Annotated in this window: 14 protein-coding genes; 5 read left to right on the top strand and 9 right to left on the bottom strand. The window is 49.0% G+C overall.

Going from position 1 to position 16,198, the window contains the following annotated elements:
• Positions 1 to 96: 96 nt before the first annotated feature.
• The 3 genes from AC14M5_RS07620 to AC14M5_RS07610 form a co-directional block, all read right to left on the bottom strand.
• The gene (locus tag AC14M5_RS07620; protein ID WP_484029050.1) at positions 97 to 2,832 is read right to left on the bottom strand and encodes a glycoside hydrolase family 3 N-terminal domain-containing protein; all 2,736 of its coding nucleotides are present in this window, start codon (positions 2,830 to 2,832) and stop codon (positions 97 to 99) included.
• Positions 2,833 to 2,994: 162 nt separating this feature from the next.
• A complete protein-coding gene (locus tag AC14M5_RS07615; protein ID WP_484029049.1) occupies positions 2,995 to 3,747 on the bottom strand; it encodes a glycerophosphodiester phosphodiesterase in 753 nt (250 codons plus the stop codon).
• Positions 3,748 to 3,826: 79 nt separating this feature from the next.
• On the bottom strand, positions 3,827 to 5,155 hold the full coding sequence (locus tag AC14M5_RS07610; RefSeq protein WP_484029048.1) for an ATP-binding protein: 1,329 nt from the start codon (positions 5,153 to 5,155) through the stop codon (positions 3,827 to 3,829).
• Positions 5,156 to 5,231: 76 nt separating this feature from the next.
• Here AC14M5_RS07610 and AC14M5_RS07605 point away from each other — a divergent pair, with 76 nt between their 5' ends.
• Positions 5,232 to 5,915, top strand: coding sequence for a glycosyltransferase family 2 protein (locus AC14M5_RS07605; protein WP_484029047.1), 684 nt, complete (start codon positions 5,232 to 5,234; stop codon positions 5,913 to 5,915).
• A 29-nt stretch (positions 5,916 to 5,944) separates the two neighbouring features.
• On the opposite strand, the gene AC14M5_RS07600 is transcribed toward AC14M5_RS07605, so the two are convergent.
• Both AC14M5_RS07600 and AC14M5_RS07595 read right to left on the bottom strand, forming a co-directional pair.
• Positions 5,945 to 6,409: a hydrogenase maturation protease gene (locus AC14M5_RS07600; protein ID WP_484029046.1), complete on the bottom strand. Its 465-nt coding sequence runs from the start codon at positions 6,407 to 6,409 to the stop codon at positions 5,945 to 5,947.
• Between the two features lie 293 nt (positions 6,410 to 6,702).
• Positions 6,703 to 9,195, bottom strand: coding sequence for a S41 family peptidase (locus tag AC14M5_RS07595; protein WP_484029045.1), 2,493 nt, complete (start codon positions 9,193 to 9,195; stop codon positions 6,703 to 6,705).
• A gap of 52 nt (positions 9,196 to 9,247) precedes the next feature.
• Here AC14M5_RS07595 and AC14M5_RS07590 point away from each other — a divergent pair, with 52 nt between their 5' ends.
• A complete protein-coding gene (locus AC14M5_RS07590; RefSeq protein WP_484029044.1) occupies positions 9,248 to 9,574 on the top strand; it encodes a hypothetical protein in 327 nt (108 codons plus the stop codon).
• Positions 9,575 to 9,621: 47 nt separating this feature from the next.
• Here the strand turns inward: AC14M5_RS07590 and AC14M5_RS07585 are convergent, their stop codons facing one another.
• Genes AC14M5_RS07585 through AC14M5_RS07575 form a run of 3 tightly spaced genes read right to left on the bottom strand, consistent with a single transcriptional unit; the run spans position 9,622 to position 11,330 of the window.
• The gene (locus tag AC14M5_RS07585; RefSeq protein ID WP_484029043.1) at positions 9,622 to 9,897 is read right to left on the bottom strand and encodes a hypothetical protein; all 276 of its coding nucleotides are present in this window, start codon (positions 9,895 to 9,897) and stop codon (positions 9,622 to 9,624) included.
• A gap of 15 nt (positions 9,898 to 9,912) precedes the next feature.
• On the bottom strand, positions 9,913 to 10,755 hold the full coding sequence (locus AC14M5_RS07580) for a DegV family protein (protein ID WP_484029042.1): 843 nt from the start codon (positions 10,753 to 10,755) through the stop codon (positions 9,913 to 9,915).
• Between the two features lie 2 nt (positions 10,756 to 10,757).
• Positions 10,758 to 11,330 carry an RNA polymerase sigma factor gene (locus AC14M5_RS07575; protein WP_484029041.1) on the bottom strand — a complete coding sequence of 191 codons (573 nt, stop codon included), beginning with the start codon at positions 11,328 to 11,330 and terminating at the stop codon, positions 10,758 to 10,760.
• Positions 11,331 to 11,564: 234 nt separating this feature from the next.
• On the opposite strand from AC14M5_RS07575, the gene uvrA reads away from it, so the two are divergent.
• From uvrA to rpsT, 3 genes are all read left to right on the top strand, one after another.
• Positions 11,565 to 14,441 (top strand): excinuclease ABC subunit UvrA, encoded by a 2,877-nt coding sequence (gene uvrA, locus AC14M5_RS07570; RefSeq protein WP_484029040.1) that lies wholly within the window; start codon positions 11,565 to 11,567, stop codon positions 14,439 to 14,441.
• A gap of 163 nt (positions 14,442 to 14,604) precedes the next feature.
• On the top strand, positions 14,605 to 15,396 hold the full coding sequence (locus AC14M5_RS07565) for a LysM peptidoglycan-binding domain-containing protein (protein WP_484029039.1): 792 nt from the start codon (positions 14,605 to 14,607) through the stop codon (positions 15,394 to 15,396).
• 135 nt (positions 15,397 to 15,531) lie between these two features.
• On the top strand, positions 15,532 to 15,861 hold the full coding sequence (gene rpsT / locus AC14M5_RS07560) for a 30S ribosomal protein S20 (protein ID WP_484029038.1): 330 nt from the start codon (positions 15,532 to 15,534) through the stop codon (positions 15,859 to 15,861).
• A 70-nt stretch (positions 15,862 to 15,931) separates the two neighbouring features.
• On the opposite strand, the gene AC14M5_RS07555 is transcribed toward rpsT, so the two are convergent.
• Positions 15,932 to 16,198: hypothetical protein (locus tag AC14M5_RS07555; protein WP_484029037.1), on the bottom strand; the 267-nt coding region annotated here is incomplete at its 5' end.

Genomic DNA, 16,198 nt, shown 5'->3' with positions numbered 1-16,198 from the left:
CGGAGCGAAGGGTCTCTGCTTCTGAAATACGGGATGTTTCGCTCCGCTCAACATGACACTGTGTATTGTGAGTTAATGACTGGACGAACATATTACTTATCTGCGCCGCGCCCATAGCCAGCCGCCTACAAAGCCAAGTAACTCTCCCAGAAATATAAAGGCAATAATACCTGAGAGGCCTGCGTTGATCAGCCAGTTGGTTACTCCAAACAGCCCGAAGGCCAGGAAGTTATAAGCGAGCAATCCGCCCAACAAGATACCCAATGCCCAGCGCAATGCTGAGCGGCGATTCGTGACACGAATGACAATGCCGTAAGAGATGCCCGCGCTAAACAAGACGAGCAGCATGGCAATGAACCAGGCGGAAACTCGCGGATAACCATCCGATGAAACATAGCCATCCTCTTCTTCAACAACCGGGGCATCAGGAGTCGGCTCGATGGATTGTGTCAGTTCTGGTACAACCACTGTAATGGCCACAGCACCAGATTGCGAAACATCCAGTTGCAGAACTTCAGAGATGATGGCAGGTTCACTCGAAACACGGATCTCCAGTAGGCCGGGCTTATCCAATCCGAAGGATGCGCGCGCCACACCCAGTGTGGTGGTGGATTCAACTTGCTGCAGAATACCGCCGCCTTCCCCAGTCAACATCATAGAGAATTGGACTACGGTTCCATCGGGCACGAGATGTCCATTACTATCTTTGATAACGCCGGTGCGGATGGCTATCGTGTCACCAATTCGGAAGAGCGGGATCGGAGTCGGCTCGGGCGTAATAGCAGAGCCAGGGGTAACAGGAGCAGGCGGCAGGTCCAGAAAGAGCGGAATGATCTGCGCCGGGTCCGGGGCCATGACAGAGATCAAGTCATATCCAACAGCAGGGATGGATATCGGTGAAGCACCAACAGGTGCCAATTCCTGAAACAGCAGGCGGGCGGCGATATCGATGAATTGGGGCTGCTTGCTGTAAAGCGAATAATAAGCAGTGAATTTTGATATGGTGGTTGTATCAAAATAATAAGGCGCACCAAAAGAAAAGAGGATCACATGCTTATCGCGCACAAGGTCCGGGCGCTCACGCAAAAAGCGGCTGATAAGCGCAGGCTGGCCCTGCGAGGCTTCGGCAAGGGATATCACAACCCAATCTGCAACGCCGATGGCTTCATCCATGAATTGATTCTCATCCGGGGTATCCAGCAGAGCCAGTAAATTCTCAAATGAATAGGATGCAATCCTAAAATCCTCAATTTGATTTCCGCTTTGCGGGCCGTACAATTGCAAGACGGCATTCTCCAATGCATCCACCGGCAACAAGGATTGTGGAGTACAAGCGGTGCATTGTTTTATGGATCTGGAATTTGTAATAAAGACCAGCCGTTCATCAGGCTGAGGCGGGAGCGGCATGATGGAAGTAAGGTCTTGCAGGGCCGGGCTGATCAATGTTGCGGAAGTGCGTGCCACAGCAAAGGTGACGTCGGTTGCTGTGCCTAGCTCGGCTAGTTGCGTATCTGACATGGTTACATTGACGAGAGTGAAATCGCCATACAAACCCATTTTTGCAGCCAGGATGCGTGCAACGGATTCATCCACGCGCTGGGCGAAAGCTGAATCTTCACGATACTTTTGCGCGAAGAACTCCAACATGCGGGCTATGGTGGTATAGGTATCTGGAGCATCATCCGATTTAATATTGCCAAGATACAAAAGGTCATTGCCCGCCAGGAATGCATCACGCGCAGCGACACGCGCAAAGAACTGACTGCCCCCTGAAGTATAGAAATCGCTCACCGCGCTTGTTCCGAGGTTATCACTAACCAATAGCCCGCCTTCAGAATACCAGGTGGAAAACTGGGGCAGCGCCAAAATTTGATTCAAGGCCTGCGAGTCAAAACTTATCGGACGTGTGGTTGCGCGGATATTTCCCTGAAAGCCCTGATATCGGATATGTGAAACGAGCAGGCCGTCCACCGTTGTTTCCGGGGAGGTGGAATTTCCTGTCACTGCAAAAAACGGGGCCAACTCGATCTGTTTCAATTGCTCAAGCGACTTTCGAACTGTGGAAACTTCATCTTCAGGTAATCGGTCAGCGCCGCCTACGCCGGGAAAATGTTTCGCAATCACCAGCAATTGATCGCTGCTGCCTTCATGCAAGCCAGCAATATAGGCGCGTCCCATTTCGCCCACCCAAAACGGGTCGCCGCCAAAGACGCGCGCACCCAGGTCGCCGCCAGAGCTTGATGGGTTTTCCAAAACATCCAGGGAAGGGCCAATGAACAAATTAAATCCAAGTGCAGTAAGTTCATTGCCGCGCACTTGCCCCACCCTTTCAGCAAGTTCTGTATTCCAGGTTGCTCCAACTGCCATATTGCTCGGCAATGGGGTCAGCCCATTCAGGATCTGATCTGTCGGGTAACTATCGCCTTCCTGGGTTATCCCAACAAACAGCGGCACATAAGCCGGCCTGGGGCCTTGTTCCGCCTCAGAGCTTGTATTCGGGTTTACAGTGGCATCCCATTCCAATCTTTGCAAATCATTAATCAGCGCATGAGTTTGAATAACAGTATTCGTATCTGAGAAATTATCATTTCCAGCTTGCAGCACCACGCCCCCCACATGATAGCGAACGATCAGGTCCTGGATCTGTGATTCCGCGCCGGTATCTGTTCCGTTAAAAGATACGAGGAACAATTGCCCAACCCGTTCCTCCGGGGTCATTGAATCCAAAATGAACTGAACGGCGGCAGGAGTCCCAGAAGTTCGCGCCTGCGCCGACATTGGCAGGAGCGTGGCAACGAAGATAACCAAAAAGAGTATACGGATCAAGCGCATGGATTTCTCTTATATCATAATCTCGCACGCCGCTACGAATGCTTTAACGAAGCGTGCGGGACAGGTTCACTTTTTAGATAAACTGACGCCGCTCAATGAACGGCGCCATGCAGATATTCGCTTCGCTCCCCGCCCAAGCCTGCTCCCGGCATTCGGACAGATTCATTTGCCTCTTCCAAGGGCCCGCAATGCAGTCTCTGGGTCATCCGTAAAGATGCCGTCGGCGCCCCACTCCTTGAGTCGAGTCACATCCTCGGGCGTGTTGGCTGTCCACACATGTACACGGCGTTTGAGGCGATGTGCACGCTGCATCTGCTCTTTGCTGGTGCTGGAGATGTGAGGGTGGAGAGCTTGATAATCACCAAACATAAATCCGAAGGAACGCGCCCACAAACCGATCAGACCTGGCATTGCGAGCAAGCCGCGCGGAACTTCAGGCAATATTTGTGCAGCAATCTTTAGATTGGAAGCAAAAAATGATGAGAAGATGATCTGGCTTTGATTGTTATGCTTTTTGACCAGCTCGCATACTTTTTGTGTGAGGCCATCACGCGGAGTAGAGTAATTGGTCAACTCAATGTTGATCAATTTGTCCTTCCCTACGGTTTCAAATACTTCTTCAAGTAAAGGGACTTTTGTCCCTTTAAATTTCTCATTGAACCAAGCACCCGCGTCCAGCTTACGGATTTCTTCAAGCGAAAATGAGGCAACTTTCCCACTGCCGTTCGTGGTTCGGTCAACCGTAGAATCGTGAATGACAATCACGTGACCATCGGAGGTCAGCTTCGCATCCAGTTCCACACCGTCAGCGCCTTTTTGTATGGCTTGTGAAAACGACGGGAGGGTGTTCTCTGGCGCGTATGCCTGGTCGCCGCGATGAGCGAGGATGATGGGGCGGGGAAAATGTTCAAGCATCAGAATCAGGTGTCGGTTAAGGATGAAGCGAAGTTGTTGTGCGAACTATATCTGCTGCGAAATAAATCTCGCAGTACGGCTAAATATCCACAAAATAGGCCCGGCCGGCATGGTCGATCATCTCACGGGACATGACTGGCTGCACGGCAAGGTAGGAGGCGATGTCGATGATCTGATCACATAGATCGCGCGGATGTGATGCGCGTAATTTGCGGTTGCGTTTGATATACCATTCCTGCAAAAGATAAGCCAAACCCTGATCGTTGTATTCAATGCGTTTGTCTTGAGCAACACGTTTGAAAATTTCACGATACTCTTCAAAGGAAGGGTCGCCGATCTCAACCTTGTGACGTAAGCGGCGCAAAAAGGCTTCATCCACTAAATCTTTTGGAGGCAGGTTCGTGGAAAAAACAATCAGCACATCAAAGGGCACTTCCACTTTACGACCAGTGTGCAAACGTAAATAGTCCACACGGTTTTCAAGCGGAACGATCCAGCGGTTCAGAAGATCACGTGGACGAACCTGCTGACGACCAAAGTCATCGATCAACAAAATGCCGCCATTGGCTTTAACCTGAAATGGCGCTTCATAAAATTTGGTCGTATCGTCAAAGACAAGATCAAGGCCTTCAAGAGTTAATTCACCGCCGACAACAATGAACGGTCTGCGAATTTTCACCCAACGCGGGTCGCGGCGGGTATTGGTGCGCAGCCCTCCAGTGGATGCTCCATTCCCAGCATCGGTATCGGGCGCAAGCGTGTGGCTGACAGCATCATAAACTTTAATGACCTGCCCATCCAAAGACAAGGCATATGGAATATACATGTTCTGGCTGAGGACCAGGTTGCCAAAAGCGCGAGCAATGCTGGTCTTGCCGTTTCCAGGCGGCCCATACATAAATATGGAGGAGCCCGAGTTAAGTGCGGGCCCAAGCCTCTGGAATGTGGATTCTGAAATAACCAACTGCGAAAGGATCTGGCGCATGGTGCGCGTGGTGACGGTTAATCGTCCGCTTTTCTGGCGGCGAATGGCTTCGTTGTACACTTCAAATGGCACTGGGGCAGGGCCAGCATATTGACTGCGCTCCATTGCCTCGCGGGCACGCAAAACGCCAGCGCCGGTAATTCCATAGGTATAGGCGCCTTCACCCAAACCGCCCTGCGATGACTTCACTTCGATAAATTTTTCAGCTTTTAATGTGGTGAGCAACTGATCTGTCACACCTGCCAGAGGCAGTGTGATCTCTTCAGATATCTTGAACCCTGTTAAATAACCGCGAAAATAGAGCACTTTAAGGATCAGGTCTTGCAACCAGAGAGGTGAAAGACCTGTATCTTCAAGGCTGTTGATCTGTGGGGGCGAAAACCCGCCAACGGGTGCAGACATTTGTCCTGTTTGTCTTGTCATAATAGTTACCATCCCAAGCGGGAAAATTATTGAGGTATAAACTGATTATACTTCTTTTCGTTTATAATCCAGCCTTATGAAACTATCAGTCATAATCCCTGTTTACAATGAAGTTGAAAGTATTGAAACCATCTTGAAGAGGGTGCAAGACACAAAACTTGCCCACGAAATTCTTGTGATTGATGATGGCTCAAAAGATGGCACCCGTGATATTCTAAAAAAACTGGATGGGAAAAAGGGTGTGCGGATCATCCTGCATGAAAACAACAAGGGTAAGGGAGCCGCGGTACGCACTGGCATGTCCGCCGCAATTGGTGACGTGCTGTTGATACAGGACGCCGACCTGGAGTACGACCCGCGTGATTACCCTGAATTAATCAAGCCGATCCAGGAAGGTCTCGCAGATGTGGTTTACGGCTCACGTTTTCTTGGGCGGGCTCACCGTGTGACGATGTTCTGGCATATGGTTGCCAACAAATCGCTTACTTTGATGACTAATATCCTATATGACACCATCCTGACCGACATGGAAACTGGCTATAAGGTTTTTAAACGTCAGGTGATCGATGGGATGGTCATCCACGCCAACAGCTTCAATTTCGAGCCCGAATTCACCGCCAAAATTCTGAAACGCAAATATCGCATTTTTGAAGTGCCGATCACATTTAATCCACGTGACTATACAGAGGGCAAGAAGATCAAATTACACGATGCTTTCGAAGCGATATGGGCTTTGATTAAATACAGGTTTATTGACTAAGACATAAAGACGGGCATTTACACCCGTCTTTATTTTTTGAACAAGCGGATAAACACAAACTCCAGGCCGTCTAGTGAATCGCGCACGGCTTCAGACAAGCCGCGGCCTGTCGAGGCGGCATCAGGCTGGATCGCCACGAGAAGCATTTCAGGCCGCTTGTTTTGCGGAATCACTTTGAACAACAAATCCAAATTTGCTGAATGGGTGAATACCCCAAGTTTTTTTATATCCGCGAACTCGATCAACGCAATCTCCCCGGGGCTTGCAGCATAATCCGCCGCATCCACAATCAACACCATATTCGCGCCCGATGATTCGATCTGGGTAATGTAATTCTCGGGTACATCACCGGCATCCAACAAGGGGATATTAATCTTTTTCTGAAGCCTTTTGATTAAGTATGACCCGACCCCGTCATCACCGCGCGAGCGATTACCCACCCCCAACAGCAGGACGTTTTTGCCTTCGATGCGTTCATAAAGTTCGTCATACATTGGATTATTATTCTACGGTTAATTCGCGGAATTGCGGTTTACAGATATAAAAGGAACAATTGTAATTAACTCAATTTCCTGACTTGTACCAAAAAACACTGTGTGTCACCCTGAACGAAAGCGACACATGCACCGCGTTGCGGATGCAGTGCGGTGAGGGTCTCCACCACGACAACCGAGACCCTTCGGTCGCTAAAAGCGCTCCCTCAGGGAAACACAAACAGACATATTTAGCACAACCCCAAAAAATCAGGGTCGGGAAGATTTTATGCTTCCCGACCCTGTACGGTGTATTAAGGTTTTACAAAAACGTTATATTCCAGGATGTAATCACCTGCCTCATAATCTGCCGTGCCATCATTGATGGGAGCGGTAAATGTGGCAGTTGTGGAGAGGTGATGTTCACCTCCAGGCCAATTGCTCAACACTGTGTAAAAGAGGCGGCACTGCTGTCCATTATTCTCAAGGTCTTCCTGCCTTAGCTGATCCAGTGCCACATCCTCTCCATCAAGTGTGAACTTCAAAGTAATATTCTCAAAGTTCTGGTTAAGGACTTCTTTGGTGGACGTGCACCAGGCATAGATCCAGATCAGGCTTTCATCTTTGGCGAGTGGTATTGTATAGGTTAATGTACCTGGCACAGAATAATCGCTTGTCTGATATTCCTCTCGCGCCGCATCCTCAAGGAATCTATCACCCGAAGATAAAGCGGATGAGGCTGCTGCCGGACTTGCGATCTGTGGGGGGCCGGAAGGGGTAACGCCAGCACCCAAAGGTTGACCAATTGTCTTTTCAGCAAAAGCCAACACTACATCCTCACCGTTGGCCTGCTGTTGGAGAGTTTCAAAAGTAACAGGTACTCGCAGATCAGGTACCACACCGCTTCCCTCAATGTGAATATTGCCGCTCGCATCCATAGCACGCCCAATTGTCATTTGAGCATAGAGGCCCTCGGGCATCAGGAAACCTTCCACACTTCCGCCTGCTCCTTCACTTGGATATTGCCCAACGACTACAGCGCGGTCATTGATCGTCATATTGTAGGAAAAGAACTCACAGGCGCTGGCACAATTGGGGCCGACCATCACAACCACCTGACCGTTGTATTGCAAATTCTCAGGCGGCGGAATCATCAACTGCTCATAATCCGGGTCAATGAAAAATTCGCCTGTACTATCATCATAATAAGCAGTTTGGCCGACTATTGTCTCTTCATTAAAGAAGTAAGCCGCCATTTGATCTGCCAGCCAGCCGCTGCCACCGCCATTATTCCGCAAGTCAAGGATCACACCTGGGACTTCGTTTTCATTAAAGTACCGCATGGCACGCTCCCAAACTTGAATGGAAAGCATGTCGTTATCTGAAAAACTTGATATCTTCATATAACCATATCCACTTGGCAGAATACTAAATTCAACCGGTAAGGAGGTTGGGTCTTCGCCTGCACGGAATGAAGATGCGTTGAAGCTATCCACTTCATTGGAAACTTTCAAGGCCGCAGTTTGCTCGGGGCCTTCAGGGTTCTTAAAGACTACTTCCACCTGGCCCTTATCAAGCTTGAAGCGGGTTGCATAACGTAATTGCTGCAAGCGTTTAATTTCATTGTTGCTAAATGGAGAAGACCACGGAACGACCGCATCCACAACATCTGCTATGGGAGTACCGTCCATGGAAATGATCTCCGCGCCCCATACCATACCAGCCTCAGCCGCGGGGCCGCCAGCGGTAATGAAATTGGCGATCACCTTGCCATCATCCGTTTCGCGTATGGCAAAACCCAGGCCGCCGGCAATATCCGCTTGAAAATCAGCATTCAATGGGCTGCTGTCAAACCCAACATGGGTATCTGGGATAGACCAAACGAAATCGCGAAATGCAAGTACATAGGCATGGCTGTCTTTATTCTTTTCCGCCTCTTCAAAACGCGGACGGAATTCGTCTGCCCTGGCATCCCAATCAATTCCCTTGAGTTCAGTAAAAGCATACTCATTCCTGAATTTCTCAAGCATCGCATCGAATGCTTCGGTATAGGATAGCGATGAGAAATCATCCAGTGCGGAGCCTTCAGGCTCGAGTAATGGAATTTCAGGGTTTTCCGAACGGTCAAGCTCAAAGGGAGATTGATCCAAATCGACCACAGACCAGCCCGCAGGGATGTCCATGATTGGGTCGTCATCTGTAAATAACTTTTTATCCTCGCCAAATCCAGACGGGAATGATTGCGCATCATCCGGAGCAAAAATCAAATACTTGCCGCCGAACACTTCGAGATATGAGTCCCTATCGTCGCTGACTTTGGTGGAGGCATAAGCCGAAGACCATCCGCCGCCGCCTTGATCGCGCCGCTCAAGAAATGGATCACCCCAGGTGTTGGTCCAATATGCAACCGCGAAAACCATCACACCTGTTTCGTCGTTGCCGTCGTGGTCAACATCGTGCAATGTCCCATTTGGTTCTGCGGGCAAGGTCAGGTTATATGTGAAAGGCGAAGTATAAAAATCCGAAGTGATCTGCCCAATCACCTGGGATTCAACAGGGATCAAAAACTTTCGGTCACGAGTTACAAATCCGCCCTGATCTTCAAGAATGATAATCGGCTCGGCCACGCCCATTGTAAAAAAAGCATTGGTATAAGCCACAGTTCCAGTAACGATTTTTGTCCCGTCGTCCTGGCCTGTACTTTCGGGGGCGGGTAAAGTTGGCAGCTCATCCCCAAAGCCGCAGGCCAAGAGAACCAAACTCAACACAACCATAACTGAAATTATTTTAAATAAACGCGGTTTCATTTTTATCTCCTGTTTAAGATAACGCATTATAACGCCGAAGTATAATGAGAAAATGGACTCGAAAATACAAATTCAAAATGAATTCGACAACGCAGAAAGGGCACGTTCGCGCAACAATGAGGGGCAGGCGAGGGTCTGTGCAAGGCGGGCGGCAGGTATTGCGATTCGGGAATATCTGACTCGCCGTGGGACACGGGTCCCAAGCGCAAGCGCTTACGATCTGCTTAATCTACTTAAGGAAGATGCGCTTCTTCCCTCCGACTTGAAGCTGGTTGCTGACCATTTGACGGTGCGCGTCACTGAAGAATTCAAACTTCCCGTCGAGGCAGATCTTATAGCCGAGGCGCGCTTGTTATGTGACTGGCTATTAAAAAACTAGACCCTGAAGGTTTTCAAAACCTTCAGGGTCTATGTTGATAAACAAATCTACATACCGTTCTTGCGCCCAGCCAGATAATAGAAAGCACGTGCAATCGTAACCAGCAGGAGCAAGCCAGACATAACGCCGCCAAATACAAAGAATAACCTGCGCCAATCTGTCAGGCGCAAAGTGATCTCATTTCGGCTAGGCATTTGGATGCGTCCTCGCAGGCGCTGGAAAAATTCCTTCGGAGGCGCAACCGGCTTCAAGGTCCCGGCCAGATGCGCTTCGATTGCATCCAAATTCTCGTTATGAATCAAATCTTTCCTGCGTTTCGCCATTCTATTCCTTGTTATTTATTCCACTGGGTAGAGAATTAATCCAACGGTACCTGGGCCGAGGTTGGCCGCAATTGAAATCGAAAGCTCACTGATCATGGTCTCTTTGCAATTGAAGTGACTCTTCGCGTCGTCCAACAAGGCACGGCCTGATTTAATATCACGGGCATGAACTACGCCAAGGTAAATGGGTTTGGAGCCAAATTCTTCTTTTCCGATTTCGATTATGCGGTCTAATGAGGCCTTGCGAGTGCGAACCCGTTCAGCCATGCTGAGATCGCCATCTCTCAGGATAGCGATTGGTTTTACATTAAGCAATGAGGCTAGCGCGGCCTGCAATGTTTTTACACGGCCAGACATTTTTGCATATTCAAGCGTATCCAACGTTAGAATAACTCTAATAGTATGTTTAACTTTTTCCAAATACTTTACGATCTCATCCACACTCTTACCGGCACGTTCCATCTTTCGCGCTTCGCGGCACATGAGACCAATCCCCAGAGAGCCAACAGCCGAGTCTATGGGAATGACATTGAATTCACCCTTCAGTTCCTCAGCCGCAGAAACTGCTGAGGCATAAGTACCGGAAAGCTTGGCGGTGATATGAACGGAGAGGATCGTATCGCCTTTTTGGGCCACCTTGCGATAAAACTCAACAAATTGATGAGGAGATGGCTGTGAGGTTTTTGGGATGCGCTTGCTCTCATCCACCAGCTTGTAGAATCCTTCATTGTCCAATTCCACCCCTTGAAGATACGATTTTTCCCCAAATAAAATGTTGACAGGGATCGTATCGATGCCGTATTCCTTTTCCCATTCGGGCAGGATGTCAGCCGCGCCGTCGGTCACAATTCTCAACATGATTACTCTCCTTCAAGGTTTAAGTTTTGATCTTCCAACTGATCACGAAGAGCCAGAAGGGTACGGTGATACAGACTCTTCACGGCTCCCTCACTTCTGTTCATGATCGCGCCAATCTCGGCATTAGACATGTTTTCAACAAATTTCAAGATCAACAAATTCTGTCTTTCGGATGGTAACTTGCGGATCATTCGTAACAGCGCATCCTGTTCTTGTGAGCGTACCAGGTTTTTTTCGGGATGATCACCCTTTGTTGGCAGAATGGGCAGGTCATCCAACGGGATTTCCTGCTTGCGGCTTCTATCGCGATGCCAGTTCGCTACCAGGTTGTGGGCGATGCGATATAGCCATGCAGAAAATGGAACGCCGCGATCGGTATAGTTCTTTATGTGATTCATTGCCCGCTGGAAAACCCGTGCGGTGAGATCTTCTGCATCGTGGAGGTTCCCAGTGCGGTAATACACATAATTGAAGATGCGTTCCACATAACGCTCATACAGTTGACCGAATGCATCACGGTCACCCTGTGAAGCAAGAGCAAGAACTTCCTCTTCGTTGTATTCCAGTTCCGCCAAGTTAAAAACCTTACCGGCGGAATTTGATTAAGTAAACACCGCCGGATTTGAGAAGTTACACCGAGTATAACATGTGCAATTACACAAATATCAGCACTATTCTTAATCCCCAAAAAGGGGAAATACACAAATTGGGTTGGTATAATCCGAGGTCGCCGAAATAAAAATATTCCATAACCAGAACACATGTGCTATAATTGTTTCGCTTTTCCATTCTTTAATGAAGGCTAATCCATGTCACCTAATGTCATTCGTGTGGTGGGCGCGCGCGTCCATAATTTGAAAAATATCACCGTTGAAATTCCGCGGGATAAGTTTGTTGTCATCACGGGGCTTTCAGGTTCGGGAAAATCATCCCTGGCGTTCGATACCATCTTTGCTGAGGGTCAGCGTCGTTATGTTGAGTCACTCTCTGCGTATGCGCGACAATTCATCGGTCAAATGGACAAGCCCGATGTGGATTACATTGACGGCCTCTCGCCCGCCGTTTCGATTGACCAGAAATCTACCAGCCACAATCCACGCTCCACGGTTGGCACGGTGACCGAAATTTACGATTACATGCGTTTGCTATTTGCACGTGCTGGCATTCCACATTGTCCTGTATGCGGACGTGAAGTGGTCAAGCAATCGGCGCAGGAGATCGTGGATAAGATCGAAAAGCTTCCTGATGGCAGTCGCGTGTTGATTCTCTCTCCATTGGTGCGTGCCCGCAAAGGGACGTATCAGGCTGTCTTCGAGGAAATCCGCAAAGCAGGTTTCACCCGTACACGTGTAGATGGAACCGTTTCTTCATTGGATGATGATATCGAATTGGATCGCTACAAACAACACACAATCGAGGCGGTTGTAGATCGCCTCGTCATTTCTCAGAATGCAGATAAAGAGGAAAAGAAAGCCGCTCGCACTCGTTTAACCGACTCTGTTGAAACAGCACTTAAATTTGGCGAGGGTTACGTTACCGTAAACCTTGTCGATAAGAAGGAAGATTTGCAGTTTTCAGAACACCTCGCCTGCCCCGAACATGGAGTCAGTATTCAGGAAGTAGAGCCGCGCACCTTTTCCTTCAACACGCCTCAAGGCGCCTGCCCGGATTGTCAGGGACTTGGCTCGAAGCTGGAAATTGACCCGCAGCGCATCATTCCTGACGATAGCCTGTCTCTGAACGATGGGGCCATCGTCAGCATGGAGTGGAGTGGACCGAAGGTCGAAGGCGGCTATTACTGGCAGAGTCTTATCAATGCCTCGAAGGCATTCAAGATAGATTTAGATAAACCTGTAAAGGAATTAACCAAAGAGCAATTAAAAATTGTTTTGTATGGCACTGGTGATAAGCAAATCCAAATGACTTATCACGGCGCAAACGGGAACGAGTTCAAATTTACGCGTGCTTTTGAAGGTGTGATCACAAATATGGAACGCCGCTACCGTGAAACGAACTCGGAATATATTCGCGAAAAGATTTCCGAGTTCATGTCGGACCGCCCCTGCCCAAGCTGTGGAGGCAAGAGACTCAACCCCGCCGCACTGGCTGTCACTGTGGATGATGTCAACATTGTGGAAGCAAACTCATGGCCCGTCCTGAAAACGTTGGAGTGGGTAAAAAAGATCGCGGGCAAGAATTCTCCGCTCACTTCAAAGCAGAAGACAATCGCTGAGAGAGTGATCAAGGAAATCAGCGAGAGGCTTACGTTCCTTGTGAATGTCGGTTTGGATTATTTAACTTTGAACCGCTCAGCCGTTACGCTTTCTGGCGGAGAGGCACAGCGCATCAGGCTTGCAACGCAGGTTGGCTCGCGCCTGGTAGGTGTGCTTTATGTTTTGGATGAGCCCTCGATTGGTTTGCATCCGCGTGATAATGCGAGATTGTTGGAAACTTTGAAAGGATTGCGCGATCTCGGCAATACTGTATTGGTGGTTGAGCACGATGACGAAACCATCCGCGAGGCAGATTGGGTGATCGACCTCGGTCCAGCCGCAGGCGAACATGGGGGACAAGTTATCGCTGAGGGCACACCCAAGCAGATTTTGGCGCACCCAAAGTCATTGACGGGAGCGTACCTTTCGGGGCGCAAGCAGATCGGGGTCCCGAAGAAGAGGCGTGAAGGAAATGGCAAATCGCTAAACATCATTAATGCAAAAGCGAACAATTTGAAAGGCATCAATGTCTCGATCCCGCTTGGAAAATTGATCTGTATTACAGGTGTTTCTGGCTCTGGCAAATCCACTTTGATGAGTGACATTTTATACAACGCGCTCGCGGCAAAGTTGATGGGCGCGCGTGCGCAGGCGGGCGAACACGAACGCATTGAAGGCATTGAACATCTTGATAAGATCATCAACATCGATCAATCTCCCATTGGCCGTACGCCGCGCTCGAACCCGGGGACGTACACGGGCTTGTTCGATGAAATCAGAAAGTTATATGCCGAGCTGCCTGAAAGCAAAGTACGCGGCTACAAGCCAGGACGATTCTCGTTCAATGTGCATGGCGGGCGCTGCGAAGCTTGTCAGGGACAAGGCGAGCTGAGAATTGAAATGCAATTCCTGCCCGATGTATATGTACCCTGTGATGTATGCCATGGGAAAAGATTTAATCGCGAGACATTGCAAGTGATGTTCCGTGATAAATATTCGATCTCCGATATTTTGGATATGACCGTTGACCACGCGCTGACCGAGTTCCAGAACTACCCGCAAATGCAAAATAAATTAAAGTTGTTGCAGGAAGTGGGGCTTGGCTATGTGCGAATTGGCCAGGCGGCGACAACCTTATCTGGCGGTGAAGCCCAGCGTGTAAAACTCTCGAAGGAGTTATCCCGCCGCGCCACAGGGCGCACACTGTACGTATTGGATGAACCATCCGTTGGTTTACATGCAGCCGACGTGCACAAGTTGATCGAAGTCCTGCAGAGATTGGTGGACACAGGTAACTCGGTTTTGATCATCGAGCATAACCTCGACATCATCAAAATAGCAGACTGGCTTATCGACCTCGGCCCCGAAGGCGGCGACAGAGGCGGAGAATTGATCACAGAAGGCACACCCGAGCAGGTCATGAAGGTGAAGGAGTCATTCACGGGTAAATATTTGAAAGCACATATGAGATAGGAAGACTGGTAAACACGCACACAGGTAGACAAGCTGTTTCAAAATTTTGCACTTGTCTACCTGTTTTCTTGTGTACGTGTTTTCTTTTTTCAGGTAGAATTATTTTATATTGCGTTGGATGGGAAACCGCCTGTAAAAGCGCAATGTAAAAAGGAAACGATTCATGAATAATAGACCCCCCCTTTCGTCATCACCATCTGGCATGTTAAGCCCGTATCGCAAACGCAAAAGACGCTTTGCCCCTAACCTTATTACTATCCTGGCTGGCGTTTTTATACTGGGCGGTATCGCTTTGCTGATCTTCTGGCTGGCGGGGCCGAGCAAGCCACTTAGTACACTCTTCGCCACAGAAACCCCCACGCCGACCACAACCTTCACACCGACCAACACATCCACTCCCACAGAAACGCCAACAATTACGCCTACCCTTACAATTACCGCCACTGCAACTTTTTCAACGCCATTCAACTACACCGTGCAAGAGGGAGATTATCTGGCCCTGATTGTTGAAAAATTCAACCTTGGAGATGATGGTATTGCTCTCATCTTTCTCCTAAACCCGTATAGCGTGGATGCAACCACAGGTTTTTCAATTGGTATTGACCCAACAACAGGTATCGTCAACCCAGGCCAGGTGATCCTGTTGCCGAACCCAGGCATGGAACTGCCTACTCCAACGCCCATCCCACCAGATCTGCCGCGAGGTACTAAGGTGGAATATTTCGTTAAAGCTGGTGACTCTCTTGGCAGTATTGCAGCTTTGTTCAACAGCACAATTGACGACATCATCAAAGAGAACAGCATCACAGATCCGAATGCCATTGCCGTGGGCGATCTGCTGATCATCCCGGTCAATATGGTTACCCCCACCGCAACGAGGCCGCCCACAAGTACACCTATTACCCCAGGGCCAGGAACTGTGCTTCCCACGGTCACATTCACGCCAATCAACTAAAAATAGACTTTTGATCAATATCAGTCCGCAGGTGAAAAAACCTGCAGACTGATGAATTTACTGGACAAATACTCGCCCCTCATGTAAAATACAGCGCTGTCATAAAGAAAAGTAAGTAATTTTTGGAGAAAAACCTTGGCTAACATTCAGTCTCAAATTAAACGTAATCGTCAAAATGAAAAACGCCGCCTGCGCAACCGTACCATGCGCGGCGCTGCTCGCACAGCAGTCAACCAGGCACGCACCGCTTTCGATGCCGGCGCACCTGAAACAAAGGAAGCTGTCCTCAAAGCCATCAGCATGCTCGACAAGGCCGCTGAAAGAGGCGTGATCCACCCCAACAACGCTGCGCGCCGTAAGGGTCGCTTAATGAAGCGCCTCGCTTCATTCACGCCAAGTGACAAACCCGCTGACGAGAAAAAAGCAAAGAAGACTGCAACAAAGAAATCTGCAGCAAAAAAATAATCCTTGATTATTAACAAAAAGCGAGAGTCGAAAGGCTCTCGCTTTTATTTACAAAGCGCCGCATGAATAATCAAACCCTGCCATAATGTCCACGATCATTTTTCTGAACGGCACATCCTCTTCGGGTAAAACCACCCTGCTCAAAACCCTGCAAAAACAATTGTAGGAGCCGTATTTGGATATGGGAATTGACAAGTTTATCTGGATGCTTCCTAGTGGAATGTTCGATAAGTAATTCAACATAGTGCTGATGATTTCTTTGCTGCCCAATCGTGCAAATTGCGACGCGTCCACGACCAGTTGATGGGTTGAGCCCATAAGCGATTATATTCTGGTG

Source organism: Candidatus Villigracilis sp. (assembly GCF_057083605.1).
This window is presented reverse-complemented; position numbering and strand designations above follow the sequence as displayed.

Coding starts and splice junctions, on each gene's coding strand:
- AC14M5_RS07620 (WP_484029050.1), bottom strand. CDS start 2,832: ATGCGCTTGATCCGTATACTCTTTTTGGTTATCTTCGTTGCCACGCTC.
- AC14M5_RS07615 (WP_484029049.1), bottom strand. CDS start 3,747: ATGCTTGAACATTTTCCCCGCCCCATCATCCTCGCTCATCGCGGCGAC.
- AC14M5_RS07610 (WP_484029048.1), bottom strand. CDS start 5,155: ATGACAAGACAAACAGGACAAATGTCTGCACCCGTTGGCGGGTTTTCG.
- AC14M5_RS07605 (WP_484029047.1), top strand. CDS start 5,232: ATGAAACTATCAGTCATAATCCCTGTTTACAATGAAGTTGAAAGTATT.
- AC14M5_RS07600 (WP_484029046.1), bottom strand. CDS start 6,409: ATGTATGACGAACTTTATGAACGCATCGAAGGCAAAAACGTCCTGCTG.
- AC14M5_RS07595 (WP_484029045.1), bottom strand. CDS start 9,195: ATGAAACCGCGTTTATTTAAAATAATTTCAGTTATGGTTGTGTTGAGT.
- AC14M5_RS07590 (WP_484029044.1), top strand. CDS start 9,248: ATGGACTCGAAAATACAAATTCAAAATGAATTCGACAACGCAGAAAGG.
- AC14M5_RS07585 (WP_484029043.1), bottom strand. CDS start 9,897: ATGGCGAAACGCAGGAAAGATTTGATTCATAACGAGAATTTGGATGCA.
- AC14M5_RS07580 (WP_484029042.1), bottom strand. CDS start 10,755: ATGTTGAGAATTGTGACCGACGGCGCGGCTGACATCCTGCCCGAATGG.
- uvrA (WP_484029040.1), top strand. CDS start 11,565: ATGTCACCTAATGTCATTCGTGTGGTGGGCGCGCGCGTCCATAATTTG.
- AC14M5_RS07565 (WP_484029039.1), top strand. CDS start 14,605: ATGAATAATAGACCCCCCCTTTCGTCATCACCATCTGGCATGTTAAGC.